17 protein-coding genes are annotated in these 20,773 nt (G+C 67.8%); 8 read left to right on the top strand and 9 right to left on the bottom strand.

What is annotated here, in order from left to right; translation table 11 throughout:
* Nucleotides 1-103: 103 nt before the first annotated feature.
* The 9 genes from AC1RQF_RS06725 to AC1RQF_RS06685 all read right to left on the bottom strand — a co-directional run bounded on the left by AC1RQF_RS06725 (nt 104) and on the right by AC1RQF_RS06685 (nt 10,657).
* Complete coding sequence (locus AC1RQF_RS06725; protein ID WP_273997796.1) at nt 104-874, bottom strand: hypothetical protein; 771 nt, start codon at nt 872-874, stop codon at nt 104-106.
* A 122-nt stretch (nt 875-996) separates the two neighbouring features.
* A complete protein-coding gene (locus AC1RQF_RS06720) occupies nt 997-1,734 on the bottom strand; it encodes a hypothetical protein (RefSeq protein WP_492871595.1) in 738 nt (245 codons plus the stop codon).
* Between the two features lie 520 nt (nt 1,735-2,254).
* Nucleotides 2,255-3,442, bottom strand: a complete 1,188-nt coding sequence (locus AC1RQF_RS06715; protein ID WP_492871594.1) for a benzoate/H(+) symporter BenE family transporter — start codon at nt 3,440-3,442, stop codon at nt 2,255-2,257.
* A 5-nt stretch (nt 3,443-3,447) separates the two neighbouring features.
* Nucleotides 3,448-4,215 carry a carboxymuconolactone decarboxylase family protein gene (locus AC1RQF_RS06710; RefSeq protein WP_273997791.1) on the bottom strand — a complete coding sequence of 256 codons (768 nt, stop codon included), beginning with the start codon at nt 4,213-4,215 and terminating at the stop codon, nt 3,448-3,450.
* 152 nt (nt 4,216-4,367) lie between these two features.
* A complete protein-coding gene (gene maiA / locus AC1RQF_RS06705; RefSeq protein WP_337995272.1) occupies nt 4,368-4,994 on the bottom strand; it encodes a maleylacetoacetate isomerase in 627 nt (208 codons plus the stop codon).
* Nucleotides 4,995-5,041: 47 nt separating this feature from the next.
* Nucleotides 5,042-6,931, bottom strand: a complete 1,890-nt coding sequence (locus AC1RQF_RS06700; protein ID WP_492871593.1) for an FAD/NAD(P)-binding protein — start codon at nt 6,929-6,931, stop codon at nt 5,042-5,044.
* A 77-nt stretch (nt 6,932-7,008) separates the two neighbouring features.
* The gene (locus AC1RQF_RS06695; RefSeq protein WP_273997789.1) at nt 7,009-7,824 is read right to left on the bottom strand and encodes an N-acyl homoserine lactonase family protein; all 816 of its coding nucleotides are present in this window, start codon (nt 7,822-7,824) and stop codon (nt 7,009-7,011) included.
* Nucleotides 7,821-9,209, bottom strand: a complete 1,389-nt coding sequence (locus AC1RQF_RS06690) for a KamA family radical SAM protein (RefSeq protein WP_273997787.1) — start codon at nt 9,207-9,209, stop codon at nt 7,821-7,823. The genes AC1RQF_RS06695 and AC1RQF_RS06690 overlap by 4 nt, the downstream gene beginning before the upstream one ends.
* Before the next feature lie 425 nt (nt 9,210-9,634).
* Nucleotides 9,635-10,657, bottom strand: a complete 1,023-nt coding sequence (locus tag AC1RQF_RS06685; RefSeq protein ID WP_273997786.1) for a class I SAM-dependent methyltransferase — start codon at nt 10,655-10,657, stop codon at nt 9,635-9,637.
* A gap of 440 nt (nt 10,658-11,097) precedes the next feature.
* Between AC1RQF_RS06685 and AC1RQF_RS06680 the strand changes: the two genes are divergently transcribed.
* The 8 genes from AC1RQF_RS06680 (at nt 11,098) to AC1RQF_RS06645 (ending at nt 20,700) form a co-directional block, all read left to right on the top strand.
* Nucleotides 11,098-11,673, top strand: coding sequence for a cupin domain-containing protein (locus tag AC1RQF_RS06680; protein ID WP_273997785.1), 576 nt, complete (start codon nt 11,098-11,100; stop codon nt 11,671-11,673).
* 324 nt (nt 11,674-11,997) lie between these two features.
* Nucleotides 11,998-13,269: an MFS transporter gene (locus AC1RQF_RS06675; RefSeq protein WP_273997783.1), complete on the top strand. Its 1,272-nt coding sequence runs from the start codon at nt 11,998-12,000 to the stop codon at nt 13,267-13,269.
* A 126-nt stretch (nt 13,270-13,395) separates the two neighbouring features.
* Entirely contained in the window at nt 13,396-13,719 is a 324-nt protein-coding gene (locus AC1RQF_RS06670) for a hypothetical protein (RefSeq protein WP_273997781.1), read from the top strand.
* A gap of 1,046 nt (nt 13,720-14,765) precedes the next feature.
* Nucleotides 14,766-14,918 (top strand): hypothetical protein, encoded by a 153-nt coding sequence (locus AC1RQF_RS06665; RefSeq protein WP_273997779.1) that lies wholly within the window; start codon nt 14,766-14,768, stop codon nt 14,916-14,918.
* 36 nt (nt 14,919-14,954) lie between these two features.
* Nucleotides 14,955-15,680, top strand: coding sequence for a LuxR family transcriptional regulator (locus AC1RQF_RS06660; protein WP_273997777.1), 726 nt, complete (start codon nt 14,955-14,957; stop codon nt 15,678-15,680).
* Nucleotides 15,681-16,246: 566 nt separating this feature from the next.
* Complete coding sequence (locus AC1RQF_RS06655; protein WP_273997776.1) at nt 16,247-17,191, top strand: GlxA family transcriptional regulator; 945 nt, start codon at nt 16,247-16,249, stop codon at nt 17,189-17,191.
* A 502-nt stretch (nt 17,192-17,693) separates the two neighbouring features.
* Entirely contained in the window at nt 17,694-19,406 is a 1,713-nt protein-coding gene (locus AC1RQF_RS06650; protein ID WP_492871591.1) for a M36 family metallopeptidase, read from the top strand.
* Between the two features lie 82 nt (nt 19,407-19,488).
* Nucleotides 19,489-20,700 carry a M28 family metallopeptidase gene (locus AC1RQF_RS06645; protein ID WP_273997773.1) on the top strand — a complete coding sequence of 404 codons (1,212 nt, stop codon included), beginning with the start codon at nt 19,489-19,491 and terminating at the stop codon, nt 20,698-20,700.
* The last annotated feature ends 73 nt before the right edge of the window (nt 20,701-20,773 follow it).

Raw genomic sequence — 20,773 nt, 5'->3', positions numbered from 1 at the left:
GACATCGAAGACGGTTGCTCTTGACGCTTCACAGCTGACACATGGCGCCGGTTCGGCGCAGCGAACGCGCAGCACCGCGCCCGCCACGCCGACGACGCGCCGCTTATCGAACGACCGTGAAGCGACCGCGCTCATCCTTGACGCAGCCGCCGGGAATCGGCGCGCAACCGATCGCGGTCACCGGATAGGTGCCGAGCCATGAGCCCTTGACGGTGAACACCGGCTGGAAATTGTAGACCCCGCCATTCGTGGTGCCCCTGAAATTGACGAAGCCGAAGTTCGGCGCCTGCAACGACAGCGAAATCTCCCCCGCGCGCACCGACGACACCCAGAAGTGAACCGGGAGCTGGGTCGGCTGTAACAATTTGCCCTGCACCGCGGGCACGATGATGGTGATGCCCTCGTCATTCGCCTTGGGTGCCGCGGCGAGCGCCGTCGCGCGCATTCCCGCCGCCGCGAACATGCGCTGCGCCGGCTGCGGATTCGCGCTCTTGCAGAGCGCGAAATCCAGAATCCGCTCGTCGAACGTGACGTCCGCCTCCTCGGTCGCATCGACCGCGCCAAGCGCCGCGCATTGCTGCTGCCGGTGCCGCGCCGCCTCCGCCGACTGCTCGCCGCGCACCAGCGTCACGCTGCCGGGCGCGACCTGCTTCAGCACCTGTTCGACGACGACCGTCTTGCGCGCATCGGCGGGATCCGCCGCGCGGATCGACCGGTAGATCTTGGTCACGCCGGCGGCATTGCCGACCGCCTGATAGCTGACCACGCCCTCTTGAGCCGGGTCGCCGGCGGGCGGGCTGTCCGCTTGCTGCGCGTGAGCGGAGAACGTGGTGAAGGCCGCGGTCAGCGCGACAACCCAAGCATTGCGTTGCATATTTCAATCCCGATGTAAGGAAAGTAAAACGCGCACGCCCAGGGTGCGTGCGCGGACGACATCGCCAGGCAACACCCGGCTGGCGCGCCGGGGCGATGCCCCGGCGAGATACGGAAACAGGCTCACCGAACCACGTTGATCCGGCCGCGCGAATCGTCGACGCAACCGATGCCGGGTGCGCACGCGCGCGCGTTGATCGGGAACATGCCGAGCTTGGAGGCGCGCACGGTCAGAGCCGTCTGGAAATTGTTGACGCCGCCGTAGGTGTAGAACCGGAGGTTGCCGACGCCGAAGGGCTCGGAGGAAACCGACAGCGTCACGGTCCCGATCTGCACCGTCGACACCCACAAGTGCATCGGCAGTTGCGTCGGCTGCTGGAGCCGGGCCAGGATCCCCGGCACGATGATGGTGATGCCCTGGTCCGCCAGCGCGGTTGCCGCACGTGCTGCGCCGGCCTGCTGCTGGGGATTCGCGCTCTTGCAGAGCGTGGCGTCCAGGATCCGTTCGTCGAACGTGACGTCCGACTCCTCGGTGGCATCGACCGCGCCGAGCGCCGCGCATTGCTGCTGGCGGTGCCGCACCGCGTCGACCGGCTGCTCGCCGCGCACGAACGCCAGGCTGCCCGGCCCGGCCTGCTTCAGCACCTGCTCGACGAGCACCGACCGGCGCGCATCGGCGGGATCCGCCGCGCGGATCGAGCGATAGATCCTGGTCGTGCCGGCGGCGTCGCTGATCGTCTGGGAGCTGACGATCTCGCCCTGCGCGACGGCGGAAGGCGATACCGCCCCGGACTGCTGCGCGTGGGCGGACAGCGCGGTGAACGCCGCGCCCAATGCGATAAGCCAAGTCTTACGTTGCATGTTTCATTCCTTTGACATGGGAAATAAACGCACACGCCGAAATGCGTGCGCGACCAACAGCACTGCTTGAAGCGCCGATGCCCGGCAAGCCCCGTCCCTCCGCCGGCAATGCGGTCATGCCCAATGCCCATCTTCACGAATTCGCCTCATCGAAAACCAATGGGCGAGCAATATCCGCGCGGCGATTTGCCGTGCCTTAATGAATGAGGGGATTTATAGAATTTCAGAAAAACAGCAATCACGCCAATTGGGCAGGATGCACTCAATTGGATTTTCCCGGCGCGTTCTTTTTACGGAAGCCAGTCTAATCAGATTAAAAAGCGCTGACAAGATCTTGAATCGACGTTTTCGAAAAAATAGTTTCTTTACAGAAATAGCCTGATCCGATCTCCATTTGATAATCGACGAAAATCACCGGGTCGATTCGAACTCATCGATCCGCGCGGCAGTCGCGCCGCCGGAAAGGAAAATGCGCGACGCGCGTTCGGCAACGCCGCGCCAGCCTTACCCCGCCGACGTCTCAAGCCCCGCGACGCCCGCTGGAGCCGGTCGCATAGAGCACATGAATCAGCAGTCCCGCGCATAAACCCCAAAACGCGCCGCCGATGCCGTAGAGGCTGAAACCGGAAGCCGTGACGAGAAAAGTGGCGAGCGCCGGCAAACGGTGCGTCTCGTCCCGCATCGCGCCGAACATCGACGAACTGAACGCGCCCGTGAGCGCAAGACCGGCCGCCGCCTCGATCAGGATCGGCGAGGACGAGGAACTGACCAGCGTGATCACGATCGACGCGACGGGCGGCAGGATCACCGCGTACACGAGCCCCGCCACCACCGCCGCCGGATAGCGCCGTTCCGGCCGGGCGTGGGCGTCCGGCCCGGCGCACAGCGCGGCCGTGACCGCGGCCAGGTTGATCGCGGGCGCGCCGAGCAGCGCCGAGAGCGCCGACGCCGCCCCGGTCGCGAGGAACGAGGGGCGCGCCGGCGCCTGATAGCCATAGGTCGAGAGCACCGCGAAGCCCGGGATGTTCTGCGAGGCCATCGTGACGATGAAGAGCGGCAGCGCGATCGACACGAGCGCGTGCCAGTCGAAGCTCGGCGACACCCATTCCAGCGCCGGCAGCGCGAAGGCCTGCGCCGGCCCCTGGCCGGCGAAGCTCATGGCGGCGACCGCCACGCCCAGCGCGGCAGGCGCGGCCCACAGGCGATGGAAGCGCCCCACCACCAGCCAGGTCAGGATCACGAGCGCGGCGAACGTCGGCGTTTCCCGCAGCGCCTCGAACGGCGCGAGGCACAGCTTGAACAGGATGCCCGCCAGCATCGCATTGGCGATCGGCGGGGGAATCCGCGTGATCAGCCTGCCGAACGGCGCCCATACGCCGGCCAGCATGATCAGCAGGCCGGTGACGATGAAGGCGCCCACCGCCGCAGAGTAGCCGCCGGCGGGCACCGGCAGCGTCGACAGCAGGGCCATGCCCGGCAGGGTCCAGGCGATCGAGATCGGGATGCGGCTGACGAGACTCAGCCCGATCGCCGTCAACCCCATCGTGACGCCCAGGATCGCGAGGCCGGAGGCGGCCTGCGCGTGCGAGGCGCCGACCGCGAGCATCCCGTTGATCACCACGGCCACCGAGCTGGTATAGCCCACGACCGCCGCGAAGATCCCCATCGCGATCGATTGGCCGCTGAGGTCGGCGAAAAACGCGCGCATGCCGCTCATTCCGTGCGCGAAGCGGTTTGCGAAGTGGTTTGCGAGGCCGTCGGCGAGGCGTTCTCCCAAGGCGCGGCGAACGGAATGCGAACCGACGCCGGCACCGCGAGACGCGCCGTATTCAGCTCGCGGCCGATCACGGCGAGGTAGCCGTCGAGCGCCACCAGCTCGACGATGCCGTCCTCCCCGAAACGGGCCCGCGCACGCGCGTAGACCTTATCGCTCACCTCGTTGCGGCGATGCAGTTCGTCCAGCACGTCGTACACCACGGCCTCGTCGTCGTCCAACTGCGCGGGACGCTCCTGTTTCGCGAGCGCCGCGACCTGCGCGGGCGTGACCCCGTGCTGAAGCGCGATCGGCTGGTGGATGTACCAGATGTAGGGCGCGGCGACGTAGCGGCCGGTCATCAGCATCGCGAATTCGCGCAGGTGCTGCGGCAGGATGGATTTGAAGCGCAGGTATTCGCCGAGCAGCTGCAGCCGCGTCAGCACCTCCGGGCTGCGCTGCAACACCGCGAACGGCCCGAAGATGCAGCCGCGCGGGCCCGATGCGATCTTGAGCGCCGCCTCGTGCTGGGCCGGCGTCATTTCGGCCTCCGTGAGCTTGCCCATCCGCTGGAACGCCAGGTCCGCCGCGGTGGGCTCGACGTTGGGCGCGCACTGCGTCGGCCAGTCGACGGGATTGTCGATGACCGCGGTTTCGGACCACGCCGGCGGGGCAATCAGGAACAGGGAAAACGCGGTTGCGACGGAGGCTGACAGCAGCTTGGACATGGAGAGGTTCCTATAAGTCTCGACATGGGATGACGTCAACTGGATTCGGGGTGAGATTCGGCCGGGGCCCCGCTCCCCCGCCCCGACGCGGCGCGCCGCTCCGGAGGCATGCCGGATGCGCGCCCGGCGGTCAGCGTGAAGCGGATGCGCCCTCACTGCCGGTCCGGATGCGCGTGCGCAAACGCCGGCTCGGCCAGGCAGGCCTCGTTGATGCGGATGATAGTCGGCCACGCGTCCAATTCAAGTCCCACGCGACGCGCGAAATAAACCTGCGGCACGAGCGCGATGTCCGCGAGCGTGGGCTGGTCGCCGTGGCTGAAGCGGCCGGTTCCGCGCTCGGCGCTCAACAGCGCGTCGAGCGCATCGAAGCTGCGGCGCAGCCAGTGGTGCTGCCATGCGCGCACCCCGGCGTCCTGGAAGCCGTGCGCCTTCAGATAGGCGCTCACGCGCATCGACGTGATGGGATGGGTGTCCGCCGCGACGATCTGGAACAGCGCCCGCACCCGCGCGCGCTCCGCCGCCGAGGCGGGCAGCAGCGGCGGCAGCGGATGCCGCTCGTCGAGATACGCGATGATGGCGAGCGACTGGTTCAGCACGACGCCGTCGACTTCCAGCGCGGGCACCAACCCCTGCGGGTTCAGGGCCAGGTAGGCCGGCTCGCGCTGCGCGCCGCGCTCGAGGTCCCGCGCGACGCTCTCGTAGGCGACGCCCTTCAGGTTCAGCGCGATCCGCACCCGGAACGTGGCGGACGAACGGTAAAAGCCGTGCAGCTTGATCAAGAGAGGTCTCCTTCGGGGTTGCGTCAGGCGTTCGGCGGCGGCGAGCGTTACCGGCCGGACAGCGCCTCGTCCGGCGCCGCCGCCGCGTCGGAATGCTCGTGCGCCCCGCCGGCGTGACGCGCCTCGATCGAGCCGATCAGATCGAGCACGCAGCGCTCGGCATCCTGCGTCTGGCGGGAGCGAATCAGCGGGCGCGGCAACGCATGCGTGTAGAAATGCGCCCCCTCGACCGGGAAGCCGATCGCCCACATGTTCGCGCGCGCGCGCCCGGCGGCGTCGATCGGATGCAGGCCGGCGTCGATGTCGATGCCGCCCGGGTGATAGTCGCCGTTGCGATACGGGCGGACCAGGCCCCGCGCCAGCAGGCTGGCCGACAGCGGCGATGCGTCGGTCAGCGGCGAGTACGCGTCGAGCCGCGCCACCACCAGCACGTCGGCATGGCAGCGCGCCGTGCCGCCCGGGTAGTCCGCCTCGATCCGGAAGCGCGCCTGGGCGTCGTCCGCGATCACGCGCGCGCCCGGCCCGCCAGCGATGTCGATGAGCCCCGCGCGGCGCAGCGCGAGATATTCGAGGTTGCGACGCCGCGGCGGGCCGAACGACACGCGATTGGTGGTCGCGTTGAAGTCCTCCATGAAGCGGCGATGCGACGCCGGCGTCAGGCCGCCGTATTCGACCGCCGTGCGGAGCGCCTCCCGGGTGTCGCGCAGGACATCCGTGGCGGCCTTCACCGGGCTCGACACATTGCCCTTGAACGCCTCGTGCAGATCGTCGCGGAACAGTCCGTCGAAAAACGGCCGGAACGCCTCGAACGATTCGAAGCGCCACCCCTTGAGCGGCCACAGGATCGCCTCGATCGCGGTCAGTTCCTCCGCCGTGGGCGCGAAGCCTTCGGGGTCGATCTCCCGGCCCTCCAGCGCGGTGCGATACGCGTAGGCCATTTCGCACACCGCGAGCGGCAGCACGTCGCGCTCGAAATCGATCCGCGGATCGCCCGTGGCCGCGAGCACCGCGCGCCGTTTCGCCGCGACCGCCTGCGGCGTGAAGAAGCGCGCGCGATGACGCCCGGCCAGTCCCTTCTGGTTGATGCCGCGCGCCGCGAACGGCAGGCAGTTGCGCGAGAAGAGACGGATGGCCGGCTCGTCGCCCGAGGCTTCGTAATGCAATTCGCCGTCGCGCTCGACATAGCGGCCGCCGCGCCCCAGGGTCAGCGCCGAGATGACGTCGTGCGCGGTCAGCCCGAGCCCCTGGACGGCGACGGTGGACGACGCGGAGATGCGCCCCAGCCCCTCCACCGGATAGGGCGAGGCGAAATACGCGAGCGCCTCGTTGCGGCCCGCGTGACGCGCGACGAAGGCCGCGAAGGCGCGGTCCTCGTCGGTCGGCTTGCGGCTGCCGTGGCCCGTCGTCAGGAACACATAGTCCACGCGCTGCGCGCCGAGGCCGTCGGCGATCACCTGGTAGCCGCCTGCGTCCTCGATCAGATCCGTCACGCGCGCGCGGCGATGGATCACCTCGATCCCGGCCGGCAGCCGCGCGACGACATGGCGGTACGCCCAGGCGAGATATTCGCCGAGCAGGCTGCGCGGCAGGTAGTCCGCCTCGGTGATCGGCAGCGCGTCGCCGTCCCCGGCCGCGAGCACGAAACGCTCGCCGGCGCGCCGGTAGCCGGCCTCGTGCGCCCACTCGACGAGCGAGCGGTCGCCCTCGCCCGCCGCGCTCTCGGGCGCGAACATCGTGACCTGGGACGCCACCGTATTGATCATGAGGTGGTCGGGCTGCAGGGCGCGGTGCGCCCCCTGCCCGGCTTCGCCGCAATCGAACGCGACGATTCTCAGGCGCGCGCCCGCCGGCAGCCGGCGCGCATGTTCCCGGAGCCGCTCCAGCACGGTGAGGCCGCGCGGTCCGAGGCCGACGATTGCGATATGGATGACCTGCATGTGCATGCTCCTTGGTCGGTGGCCCGATGCCACGTTCCGTCGATCCTGCTGTCTGGGGCGCCGCCGCGCGGCTCGTTCTAGCGCAGGGGCTCCGCGTGGAGCCGGACGATGTCCTCGTGTCCGTTCCAGGCCGGAAATCGCAGGCGCACGCCGGGATCGTGCCCGGGGATGATGTGGTCGGGACCGTCCGCGAGCGCCTCGATGCGCTGGTGGGCGTCGAGCATGCGGGCCACGTCCAGCACGATGGGAAAGGGCCGGCGCGCGCGGAGATTGTCCCAGTAGTGCGCGGCGTCGCTGGCCAGCACGAGGTGGCCGCGCGCCGTGAGCACGCGCACGACCTGCAGGCCGGCCGTATGGCCGCCCAGCAGATGCACGCCGACGCCCGGCGCGATCGGCCGGTCGCCGTCGACGAAGCGCACCTGCCCCGCGTACAGCTTCTCGATCGCGGCCGCGACGTCGCGCGCCTCGAACGGCTTTCTCAGCACGTCGTGGCACATGCAGCGGCCGGTGCAGTACGCCATCTCCGCCTCCTGCAGATGGAAGCGGGCCCGCGGAAACCCGCCGATATTGCCGGCGTGGTCGTAATGCATGTGCGTGATGATGACGTCCGACACCGACGCGGGATCGATGTCCAGCTCGCGCAGCAAGGCCAGCGGCGAATGCAGGTAGGTGCGGCGGCGCCGCGCCGCCATGTCCGGCGTGAACCCCGTATCGACCACGATGGTCCGCTGCGCGTTGCGGAGCACCCAGATGTAGAAGTCGAAGCCCACCGATGCATCGCCGTGCGGGTCCTCGCCCAGGTAGTTCTCGCCGCTGCGGCGGCCGTCGTGGCGCGCGTAGCGCAGCGCGTAGACCTCGTAGGGTTCGGGGGAAGAATCGGGGCGGTTCGTCAATTCGTCGTCTCCAGTGTCTCGTGCCGGTTCCGGCCGTCGTCGCGCGCGATGCGGACGATCGATTCAGGCTCGCGCGCGCCGTCGGCCGCCTTCTGGAAGAAGAACTGGCGCTCGCCGAACGCGGGCGTCAGCTGATCGAGCCACGATGCCTGCGCATCGAACTTCGCGTAGAACGGACGCCGCACCCAGTCGGGGTTGCGCGCCTGCAGGAACTGCAGCGCGAAGACCTGCTCGCCGCCCAGCTCGACGATCCCGTCGATCATGACCTTGCCCGGAAACGCGCTCATGGACGGACCGCGCACGGTGCGGGCGAGACCGGAGACGGACTGGTACGCCGCCTGGAAGATCTCGTAGGCGCGCGCGAGCGGCAGCTTGAAGTAATCGCTCGGGCCGGTGTCGCGCTCGACGAACATGTAGTACGGAATCGCGCCGAGGCGCACGCCCGTGGTCCACAGGTCCGCCCACGCGGCGGGATCCTCGTTAATGTGCCGGATCACCGGCGCCTGGATCCGCAACGTCGCGCCCGTCGCGATGATGCGGCGGATCGCCTGCTGGGCGATCGGATGCTGTATTTCGCGCGGGTGGTTGTAGTGGCCCATCAGGGCGAGATTGCGGCCGGACCGCACCACGTTCTCGAATACCCTGAGCAGATCGTCGGCGTCGCGATCGCTGACGAAGCGCTGCGGCCAGTAGGCGACCGACTTGGTGCCGATGCGGATGTTCTGGACGTGCGCCAGCTCGGGCGCCAGCAGCGGTTCGAGATATTCGCCGAGCGAGCGCGCGTTCATCACGAGCGGATCGCCGCCCGTGATCAGGATGTCGGTGACCTCGGGCCGCGTCTTCAGGTAGGCAACCAGATCGTCCGAGGCGCGCGCGTCGAACTTCAGCTCGTCCATGCCGACGAACTGCGGCCAGCGGAAACAGAACGTGCAATAGGCATGGCACGACTGGCCCGCGCTCGGAAAGAACAGCACCGTCTCCTTGTACTTGTGCTGCAGGCCCGGCAGCGGCCGCCCGTCGAGGTAGGGCACGTTGTGGGTCATCTGCCCGGCCGGATGCGGATTCATGCTCATGCGGATCGCGTGCACGACGGGCTCGAGCTCGCGGTCCGACGCGCCGCGGGCGATCAGATCGCGCAACGGGACATACTGGGCGTCGGGCAGCATGTCACGGTGCGGAAACACGAGGCGGTAGATCGGATCGTCCGGCACCTTGTCCCAGTCGATCAGCTCGCTCAGCACGTAGGGATTCACGCGAAACGGCAGGACGTGCGAGACCGTATCGACCGCCTCCTGCAAATCCGCCGACAGCTTCGCCCATTGTGGAGCCTGTCGGATCGTCTGCCTCGTATACGGCTTGAATTTCCACACCGGACTGTCTTGCATGGCGCATGCCTCTCAGGTATCTGTGAGAACGGATTTCGACTTCGATCGTCCGCGCCGCGTCCATGCGGCGCTCTCGCGGCCATGCCTCGCCCGCGATGCAATGCGGCGTTGCGGTGGAACCGGTCGAGTCGACGGGTCGTTGTTGTTCATCCCGCTTGAATGGGTGATGCCCTGTAGCGTCGCGGCCGCGTCTGGCCGACCGCGTCTAGCCGACCGCGTCTGGCCGGCCGCGTCAGACAAACCATGCCGAACTCGCGCCCGTTGCCTTCCTTTCGTCCGGCGAGGCAGACGCGCACGACACGCCCCCGTACCCTGCGCGATCGATCCGCGACATCGACGCGGCCCGGTTCATCGGCGTCGCGCGATCTCCCGCCGTCCGCCCCCCGGACGGCGAGGAACGGCGGGAGACCGTCGCGCCCGCCGCTTCAGCGCGCCCCGGCCTTGGTGCCCACGGCGATCAAGGTCGCGCGCGGAATCTCCGCCACGTAGTGATCGCGCTCGCGCGAGACCGAGATCGGTCCCAGCGTCTTTTCGATGAGCGGCTCGAGCGCCGCCTCGACGCCCGCGTCCGAGCTGGCCACCTTGATGAGGTCGTACATGCCGTACACGTGCCGGATCGCGTTGCGTCTCGCCTCCTCGGGCGTCGCGCCGCGCAGGACGAACGGGTCGGCCATCTCGAACAGCCGGATGTCGCGGAAGCCCGCGCGCGTCAGCAGCTCCAGCAGGCCCGGGCGCGTGAAGTGCGCGTTCGGATGCCCGGTGCGCGAATACGGATGCACGACTTCGTCGAAGAAGTTCGCGACGCGATCGCCGATCTCGAAGGTGTGCAGCACGAGCCGGTGGCCGGGCTTGACGGTGCGATGCGCTTCCGACACCGCGAGCTGCCGCGTCTCCAGGTCGAGGAGCTGGCTGCCGTAGGCGATCAGCACGCCGTCGAGCGCGTCGTCGCGGAACAGGCTCCGGCCCGCCGACTGACGGATATACGGCAGATGCTTCGCGCGGCAGGCGCTGATCATCAGATTGGAGAGATCGGCCGTCACGATGGTCGGCGCATGCACGCCCAGCGTCGTGAAGAAGCGCGCGACCGTGCCGCCGCCGCCGAGCACGTCGAGAATCCGGAAATCGGCACCGGGAATGGCGTTGTAGTCCGGCGAGAAGCACTTGATCAGGCTGATCATGCCGACGCTGCGATTGTCGTAGTTCTGCTGCGCGAGATTCGTCTTGTTGTAGGCGGCCCCGCGACCGCCGATCTCGTTGCCTTCGAACTCCCAGGACAGGCGATTCATTTCATCGAGGTAACGGGCGATCGCGTCGTCGTCGATGCGCGCCGGATCGAGCAGCGTATAGAGATCGGGCCAGCGCTCGCGAAGGTCTTGCAGATAGTCTTTGAACGTCAGCGTGTCGATGTAGATGTTGTTCTCCGACCCGTTTTCAAGCTGCGCGGACATGCTCTCTCCTTCTCGTGTGGGGAAACGCAGGCCCGTTCGATCGAACCCGCCCTCGTTGAACGCCATTCATGCCGGTCGACTGCGCCGCTCCGCGCGCGACTTCCGTCGCGGGGACGATGCATCGCCCGCCGTCCGGCATGTCCGCGCATCGATGTCGCGCCGCCCTCGCGGCGCATCGAGTCGTCGAGCCGGATCCTTCGAGCATTCATCGTAGCGGACGGCACCGCGCGCGTGACGGCGCCGGAACAGTCCGCCTATAAAAAGCGCTAGGGGTAACGCACGCGCCCCGCGCCCGCGCGCTTCGCGGCGCGAGATACTTCACATGGCCCCGGATCGCGGCGGCATGCGGACCCGCGCGCGATGCGCGTCGACGCGCGGGATGCGTCGCATGCCGCGCCCCGGATGAGCCGGTCGACCGATCTTCGAAAGGATGCGATGGAATGACGACGAGTCTTGCGGCGGACGCGAACATCATGACGCTTCGCGCGTATCTGAACCGGGTGAGCCGTCCGGCCGACCAGCCCGCCTTCTGGTCGGCCGGCGCGCTTGCCGCCGCGCTCGCGGGCCTGCCGCCGGGCGAGCCGCAGGCGATCGTGTTGACGGCGAACACGCGCGGCAGCCAGGGCGAGATCGCGCCGGATCTCTCGCTCGTGCTGCAGGAAATCAGGCCGGGGCAGCAGTCGGCGCCGCATCGTCATTCGTTCTGGCATCTCTATATCGTCCAGGCCGGACGCGGCGCGGCCTGCATCGAAGGCGCGGGCGAGGCGCGCGCCATCGCGGCGGGCGACATCGTCTTCGTGCCGCCGTTTCACTCGCACGGCTTCGACAATCGCGAGGGCGCTGAATCGCTGATCCTGATCACCCTGCAAAACATGCCGCAGCTCGCCCAGCTGGGCTGCTTCATGCGCGAGGGCGAAGCCGGCTCGTGGTATCTCGTGCACACGCCCGGCGAGCCGGCGACGACGCGCTTCGAAGGACGCTTGAGTCCGGCCGCGACCGGCCCCGACGCGGCATGAAACCGTGACGGCGATGGCCGGCGGAACGCGCGTCGCATGCAGGCGGATGCAAGGTCCGGAGCCGCGCGCCGACGTCGGTGCGCCGCGCGTGCGCATGCCGGGCCGGCCGTGAGGTCTCGCCCCGGCGCACGCGGCGCGTCGCGCGGCCGCGCTCGTTCGATGCAGGCCGGCGGCGACAGCCACGGCGTCGGTTCGCTCCATCGCGTCGAAGGTCGCCGAAGCCTTGCCGCGCGCCGCCGACGCGGGCCGCGAGCGACGCGGCGCGCCGATTGCGCCCGGACCGCGACCGCGCGTCTGCGCGCCCACATCCTCTGAGCACCCGCCATGCCGGACACGCCATCGTCGACCGAACCCGCTTTCCATCGGCTGCTGCTCGCCGTCTTCCTGCCGTTCGCGCTCGGCCATTTCCTCTCGCTGTTCTTCCGCAACGTCAATGCCGTCCTGACGCCGTATCTCGTCGCCGAGATGCCGCTCGGCGCGGATCGCATCGGCCTGCTGTCGAGCGTCTACTTCCTCGCGCTCGGTCTCGCGCAACTGCCGGTGGGCCTGAGCCTCGATCGCTGGGGCCCGCGGCGCACGCAGATCGCTTTCCTGAGCGTTGCCGTGGCCGGCGCGCTTCTGTTCGCGGCGGCCCGCGATTTCGCCACGCTCTTCGCCGCGCGCGCGCTGTGCGGCATCGGCATGGCCGGCGCCTTCATGGCGGCCGTCAAGGCCATTTCCACGGCATTCGACGCGCGTCGGGTGCCGGTGCTCAACGGCGGCATGATCGCCGTGGGCGGCCTCGGCTCCATGGCGGCGACCGCCCCCGTCGAATGGGCCCTGCATGTCATGAGCTGGCACGTGCTCTTCGTGTGGATCGCCGGCGGCCTGGCGCTCGCCATCGCGACGACCCTGCTCCTCGCGCCGCCCGCCCTGGACGCCCCGACGCCCACCGCGCCTGCGGGCCCCGGCGCCCTGGCATCGTTCCTGGACGTATGGCGCGTGCCGGGCTTCCGTCGCACCCTCTCGCTCGTGCTGCTGCCGCACGCGGTCGCATTCGGCGTGCAGGGCGTATGGCTCGGACGCTGGGTCAGCGATGTCGCCCGCCTCGACCGCGCGACGACCGCCAACGTTCTGTTCGCAAGCATGGGCGGCATCGTGGCCGGCGCGCTGCTGGTCGGCGCGCTGGGCGGCTGGGCGGCGCGGCGCGGCTATCGGCTCATCGACGTCGCGGGCGTGGGCGTGGCGCTGTTCGTCGCGGTGCAGGCGGCGGCCGCGTACGGGTGCGTGCCGCTCGTGCCGATGCTGACGGTGGCCTTCACGCTCGTCGGCGCGATCGGCGGGCTCGAATTCTCGCTGGTCTCGCAAGCCGTGCCCCGGCATCTGACCGGGCGGGCCTCGACGCTGCTCAACCTGCTGATCTTTCTCGGCTCGTTCCTGGTTCAAACCGTATTCGGCCTGATTCTCGACTGCTGGACCCCGTCGTCCGACCTGCACTATCCCCCCGAAGCCTATTCGGCGGCGTTCGGCTTGCTGGCGCTGCTCCAGACGCCCGGGCTCGCGCACTGGTACTGGCGGCGCGACGCGTCGCGCTGGCTCGGCCGTCCGGCGGAATGACCGCCGCGCGTCGCGTACCTGAAACACGGATGGTCTATGATCTGGACGCGGTCGACATGCCTCGACCTGAAGCGGGAATCGTTACGCCGAGCCAGCCAGTTCACCCCCACATGAATGAGGTGCACCGTGGTCACTGAAATCGTTTTCTTCAAACTCAGGCCGGATATCGATCTGCCGACGCTGCTGGGACACTATGAAAAAGCGGCGATCAAGTGGTCGACCAACCCGGACCTGCTGCACAAGTGGTACTACTACGACGACGCCACGCACGAAGGCGGCGGCGTCTACGTCTGGCGCACGCGCGAAGCGGCGGCCCGCTGGCATGACGACGAATACAAGGCGATGGTCGAGAAGGTCTATGGCCATCCGCCCGTCATCCGCGTGCTCGACACGGTGCTCCATGTCGACGCGACGAAGCAGCAATACGAAATCATCGGCGCTCAGGCCTGACGCTCGAGCGGGCATTGCGCGACCGCGTATTCACCACGCGACCGGAACCTCGGCTGCCTGCGGTCCCACGATGAAGTCGGTTTGAAGGCGGCCGCCGCGCGCGGCCTTCGCCTTTCCGCGTCCCCTGATATCGCGCTCCGCGCGTCCTCGGTTCCAGGGCGCGCCCCTCTCCGCCACGATCCGTTACCTGTGTTCGGCAATGCTTCCGGCGCAACGCGCTTTATGCCGCATTGCGAACCCGACTCAATATTCAATTTGACTCGAATAATAGACGCGATCGATCCGGAAAGATAAACAATATCCGCAGCGCCACTCCATTCCGAATATCGTCGGCCTAATTCCGGGTATTTCGATCAGGACGAAACAATGACTCGAATCCACCTGCCCACCGCCAAACCTTACAATTTCAAAATGGCAATTCCCATTGACGCCTGAAGCCGCCTCTCCCGAAATCACCTGCCAGGCCTGGCGCGACGTGGAAAACAGCAGCCTCACATCAAATGCAATCCAGCCCCAACGGAATAAATCGATTCTGATTTTGAAAGCATATTGTCAATATCGAATCACACATACAAAAACATCGGAAATCATTGTTGCGCATCCCGAATGATCAAGGTATCTTTTTATCATGCGACACATTCGATGCGTTTGTCGAATTTGTTGCAACTGTTGAGTATTCGCTTAATTTCCAGAAAATCATTACGTCATGGCAGCGTCATCATAATTTCGGATGCTGCAATGATTCCAGCTGGAAGATCCAGGGTGTCGGGCGGAGCGTGAGCCTCCGCGCATGACCTTGCGCGAACGCGGGGATCGAAGCCGAGTCCACGCACCCGCGGCAAGGCGATTGCGGGGCATGACGGCGCGGAAGACCACGGTCAGGCGGCGGCGCGCGATTCCGGCATGCGGCGCGGTGCGCGGCCCATCGCGGAACGCCGCGCGCGAAGGCCCTGCGCCTCGGATCCCGGCCGTGGGTCATGACGTCGATGGCATCAGCTTCAAGACAGTACGCAGCAAAACGAGGCACATCGTGTTGCGCGACGCGGATGACGATCCGCGTCGAACGTTCCGGAAGCCACGGTTTCCCTGATTCTTCATCCGCCGGTTTCAAGCCACGGCCGCACGACCACGGGCCGGGCGCGGCAACGCGCGCGGCCGCCGAAGTCATGGAAAACCAATCAACCGACGACATTCGCTGACTCGCCTTGACCATGAAGATTCATTAAGGATGTCAAATGAATATTAATCTTTCGACATGGTGGAACGAAGTATTCACCGGCTTCAGCCATGCCCTGACCGATGCCGAGATTTTGCAGAATATGGAGCACTGCGCGCGGCGGCTCGGATTCGAGCGCGTGGCATTCGGCACCAAGGGCACCGCGTCTCCCAAGGACGACGGGGTGAGCATCATTTCGAACTACCCGGACGCCTGGCTCGCGCGCTACCTGGAACGCGACTACGTGGCGATCGACCCGACCGTCCGCCTCGGCATGCGCACGCGCAGCCCGGTCGTGTGGCATGACGCGCTGTTCGTGAAATCGCAGCAGCTGTGGTCGGAGGCGCAGGATTTCGGCCTGCGCGCCGGCCTGGGCCAGTCGTCCTGGGCGCGCGGCGGCATCTTCACGCTGCTGTCGCTGGCCCGGGACCGGGAGCCGGTCAGCGTCGACGAGGTCCACGCGCTGCAGCCTTATCTGTTCATCCTGGCCGAGTGCGTGACATCGAAGATCCAGAATTCGATCGACGGTGAAAACGCGCGGCGATACCTGCAGCGGCTCTCGCCCCGCGAGATCGAAATGCTCAAATGGAGCGCGGACGGCAAGACGGCCACGGAGATTTCAACGCAGTTGGGCATCGCGAGCGCGACCGTCTATTTTCATTTGCAGAATGCGAAGCGCAAGCTGGGCGTCACGACGAAGATTCAGGCCGCGGACCATGCGAGGCGCCTGGGTGTGCTCGATTGAAGCCGCGCTCGCGATCGCGAGCTCCGGCATCGCGCCGTACACCGATGCCGTGTCCGCCGACGCCGCGCGCGTCGACACCGCATCCGTGACGGCGGGCTTCGATTCGCGCGCGTGCGACGCACGCCGCATGACAGAATGTCGGATCGAGCAGGCGCGGCGGGTCCAAAGTCATGGGCCGGATGGGTCAGCAGGCAACCGATGCCGGCTTTTTCACGGCTGGGGGCGACGCGCCCCGCACACGTTCGGCGGCGCTCCGTCCGCTTGAAAGCGAGCGACAAATCCTCGCCGGCAGCCCCGGCGGCACTCGGATGACGATGCGACGCATGAAGGCGGCGGCATGAAGCGGCCACGCGTTCTCGGCAACGAATACAAGACGCCTGGTTGAACGGATTTCCACTCATCCCCCCGGATTCGCGTGCGCCATACCGCTCGCCATGTCGATCCGAAGAAGCAAGCCCGCGAGGCTCTCGCGAGCCCCGCCCGACGGCATCTCGATCCATCGCGCGTGCGTCGCATGAAATCATGGACAATCGAAGCTCCCCGACCGCACGGCGCGCGCGCTCCCGATGCCCGAAGACCTTCATTTCCTGCTGCTGCCCGGCTTTTCCGCGCTCGGCTTCATGTCGGCGCTCGAGCCCTTGCGCGTGGCGAACCGCTTCCGTCCCGATCTGTATCGCTGGCGCCTGCTCAGCAGCGACGGCGCGCCCGTGGTCGCGAGCAACGGCATCGCGCTGAATGCCGACGCCGCGTACGCCGACGTCGCGCGCGTCGACACCGTATTCGTGATGGCGGGCTTCGATCCGCTCGCGTGCTACACGCGCACGCTCGCCGCGTGGCTGAAGCGCTGCGATCGCGAGGGCGCGACGCTCGGCGGCATCGACACCGGTGCGTTCATCCTCGCGCAGGCCGGCCTGTTCGCGCCCGCGCAGCCGCTGACCCTGCACTGGGAAGCGCTGGCCGCGTTCCGCGAGCGCTTCCCGCAATTGCACGCGACACAGGAGCTGTTCGAGATCGACGCGCGCCGCATCACCTGCGCGGGCGGCACCGCGTCGATCGACCTGATGCTGAACCTGATCGGCCGCCGCCACGGCGCGGCGCTGGCCGCGACGATCTCCGAGCAGTTCGTGGTCGCCCGGATCCGCCCGCCGAGCGACCATCAGCGGCTGGAAATCGCCGCCCGCCACAACGTGCGCAACCGCAAGCTGATCCATGCGATCAGCCTGATGGAGCAGCACCTGGAAACCCCGCTGTCGTCCGACGCGCTCGCGCACGAGACCGGCATCACCCGCCGCCAGCTCGAACGGCTGTTCAGCGCGACCTTCGACGACACGCCGACCCACTTCTACCAGCAGTTGCGGCTCGACCGCGCGCGCGAGCTGCTGCAGCAAACCGGCATGTCGATCGCGGCGATCTGCGCCGCGTGCGGCTTCGAATCGCCTTCGCACTTCTCGCGCACCTATCGCGCGCGCTTCGGCGCGAGCCCGCGCGACGACCGACATGCGCTGCGCTGAATGCAGCGATCCTTGCACTGCAGCACAAAATTGCAGCGCAATCGGCGTCGCGGCAACGTTTACGTCAGTTTCATCAACAACCCCGCCAATTACTCGACAGATCGAATCAGCGGTCGAAAATAAATCGAAAAAATTGTGAAAATGTTCTGTAACATATCCTAAAAATACGTAGGCAGCCTAAGAGATGTCCGCTCCAAGCGGCGCGCGCGGGCTGCCTGTCGACTCGCTGATCCGAGGGGGTATGTCATGACGATGCGCGTCAGGTTCTCGCCGTTTCCGTCCTTCGTTTCCCACCCATACGCCGGCGCCGCCCGGCGGTCGCCCGCCGGCCCCTTCGCCGCCTGTTTGCTTCGACTTGATACTTAGTCGTCCTAGGCAGTAGCAACACCCCGCAGCAGCGCGCCTTGTCGCGACGGCTCCGCGCCGCCGCGCGGGCCGTGTCGTCCTTGCGTTTCGAGAGGTTCGTGGTGGCTCCCCCAACTTTACGACCATGAGGAACTCCATGCAGACATCCTGCAAAGCATTGCCGTTGGCGCTCTGCGTCGCGCTCGGCTTCGGCGTCGTGACGAACGCCGGCGCGGATTCGAAGGCCGGCGACCCGCAGGCCCAGACCCTGCGCGACAGCCTGACCCGGGGCGTCGCGCCGCCCGCCGCCGCGCTCGATCAGGCGGACGGACAGGTTCGCCCGCACGGCGTCGCGGTGACGCTGTATCAACCGGCGTTCCGCGCCGCCAAGGCCGGGGCCGGCGCGACCGCGACCGCGCGCGCGTTCGTCGGCGAACAGGCCGCGCGGCTCGGCCTCGACGCGAATGCGCTCGCGAGCCTCGTCGTCACGTCCGAGCGCAAGGATCCCGATTTCACCGTGGTGCGCCTGCAGCAGCAGGCGGGCGGCCTGCCCGTCTACGGCAGCGAGATCGCGGTGACGGTCGCGCGCGACGGCCGCGTGCTGTATGTCGCGAGCAATGCGATCGGCGGCGTCGCGGCCGTGTCGGCGAAGGCACAGGCGGTCGACCAGCAGCAGGCGCTCGACCGCGCCCGCGCCTATCTCGGCGCGACCGGCTTCACCCACCTCGACGCCGCGCTCGTCGCGTTCGTCGACGCAGCCGGCACGCATACCGCGTGGAAGGTGCGGGTGCGGCCGCAGGACGGCCCGCGCGGCGACTGGGAGCTGCTGGTCGACGCGCAGAGCGGCGAGGTGCTGCGCGCCGAGGACAAGGCGTTCTACGCGACCGACGGCAGCGGCCTCGTGTTCCGGCCGGATCCGTTGTCGTCGACCAAAAGCAGCTACGGCAGCACCGGCTACAAGGACAACAACGACGCCGACTCCGCGCAACTGAACGCGGCCCGCGTGCGCGTGACGCTGAAGGATCTGACCCAGACGGGCGGCAGCTACAAGCTGGCCGGCCCGTACGCGGCCTGCGCCGACTTCGATGCGCCGCGCGACAACGCCTGCCCGGTGCAGACCTCGTCGACCTTCGACTTCACGCGCTCGAACCTCTACTTCGAGGCGGTCAACGCGTACTACCACATCGACACGTTCCTGCGCTACGTGAACCTGACGCTGGGCGTCAAGGCGCTACCCTACCAGTACACGGGCGGGGTGCAGTACGACCCGCACGGCGAATCGGGCGCGGACAACTCGTCGTACTCGTCGAGCAGCGGCAGGCTGTCGTTCGGCCAGGGCGGCGTCGACGATGCGGAAGACGCGGACGTCGTGATCCACGAACTGGGCCACGGCATCCACGACTGGGTGACCAACGGCGGCCTGTCGCAGCAGGAAGGCTTGTCCGAAGGCACGGGCGACTACCTCGCGGCCGCGTACAGCCGCGACTTCAACCAGTGGAGCCCGACGGACGCGCAGTACAACTGGGTCTACAACTGGGACGGCCACAACGAATTCTGGGCCGGCCGCGTGACCAACTGGAACGTCGGGCGCACCTATGCGCAGGCGCGCGGCGCGGAGATCCACACGGCCGGCCAGTACTGGGCGTCGTGCAATCTCGTCGCGCGCGATGCGATCGGCGGCGTGGCGATGGACAAGGCGTTCCTGAAGGGGCTGTCGATGACCAATAGCTCGACCAACCAGAAGGCCGCCGCGCAGGCGGTGCTGACCGCCGCGTCCGCGCTCGGCTACAGCAGCGCGCAGCTGACCGCGATCGGCAATGCGTACAACAAGAGCTGCACGTACGGCGTCACGGTGCCGAAGCAGTCATGACCCGGCAACCGCGACAGGCGGGGCGAACCGCACGACCTGCGGCCGCCCTGTTTCTCGACATCCCATCCCGATGAGATCGAACATGCCTATGCTTACCCGTCTTTGCGCCGCCGTGGGCGGCGCGCTGTTCACCCTCGCCGCGCACGCGGCGCCGGTCTGGATCACGCTCGACGCCTCCGCGCTGCGCGAGCTGCAACGCCTCGACCCGGGCGCGAACGTCGCGTCGTCGGCCGCCGCGGGCGTCGCCGCCGCGGCCGCGCTGCACGTGGTGCAGGTCGACGAGGCGCTGCTGCCCGAGCTGGCGCGCGCGGTCTACGACGCGCGCGGCCACGGCCCCGGCTTCATCGTGCACGACTCGCGCGCCGAGGCGCTGCGCGCGCTGCAGGCGCCCGTCGCCGCGAAGCCGGCCGCCGCGCCCGACTACCGGATCGCCGCGTCGCCGCAGATCAAGACCTGGATCGCGCAGCTGCAGGCCAGCAACATCGTCGGCACGATCACGTCGCTGTCGAGCTTCACGAACCGCTACTACACGACCTCGCACGGCGTGGCCGCGTCCGACTGGCTCGCCCAGCAATGGAAGCAGCTCGCGGGCGCGCGCGCCGACGTGACGGTCGAGCAGTTCGCGCACTCGGGCTGGCCGCAGAAATCGGTGATCCTGACCATCAAGGGCAGCGATCCGAGCGCGGGCACGGTCGTGCTCGGCGGTCACCTCGACTCGACGGTCGGCCGCACCACGGAAAACTCGCGCGCGCCGGGCGCGGACGACGATGCGTCCGGGATCGCGAGCCTCACCGAAGCGCTGCGCGTGCTGCTCGCGAACCAGTACAAGCCGAAGCGCACGATCAAGTTCATCGGCTACGCGGCCGAGGAGGCGGGCCTGCTCGGCTCGAACGCGATCGCCAGGCAGTTCCGCGCGCAAAACGTGAACGTGGTCGGCGTGCTGCAACTCGACATGACCAACTACAAGGGCGATCCGAAAGACATCTACCTGATCACCGACAACACGAGTTCCGCGCAGAACACCTACGTGGCCAACCTGGCGAAGACCTACCTGCCGGAGCTGAGCGTCGGCACGTCGAGCTGCGGCTATGCGTGCTCGGATCATGCGTCGTGGAATGCGCAGGGTTACGCGGCGTCGTTCCCGTTCGAGGCCGACAAGAACGACAGCCCGTACATCCACACGGTCAACGACACGCTGCAGAACTCGGACAGCCAGGGCAACCACGCGCTGAAGTTCGGCAAGCTCGCGCTGGCCTATGCGGTGGACCTGGGGGACGGCGCGGCGAAGCCTTGAGCGGCGCGGCGCTTGCTTGACGACAGGCGGGCGCGCGGTGGCGCGCCCGCCGTACGCCGGCCGATCGGATCAC

This window comes from Burkholderia sp. GW821-FHT14F03, assembly GCF_058803765.1.
Note: the sequence above shows the minus strand (reverse complement) of the source record. Positions and strands in the feature narration are given on the sequence as shown.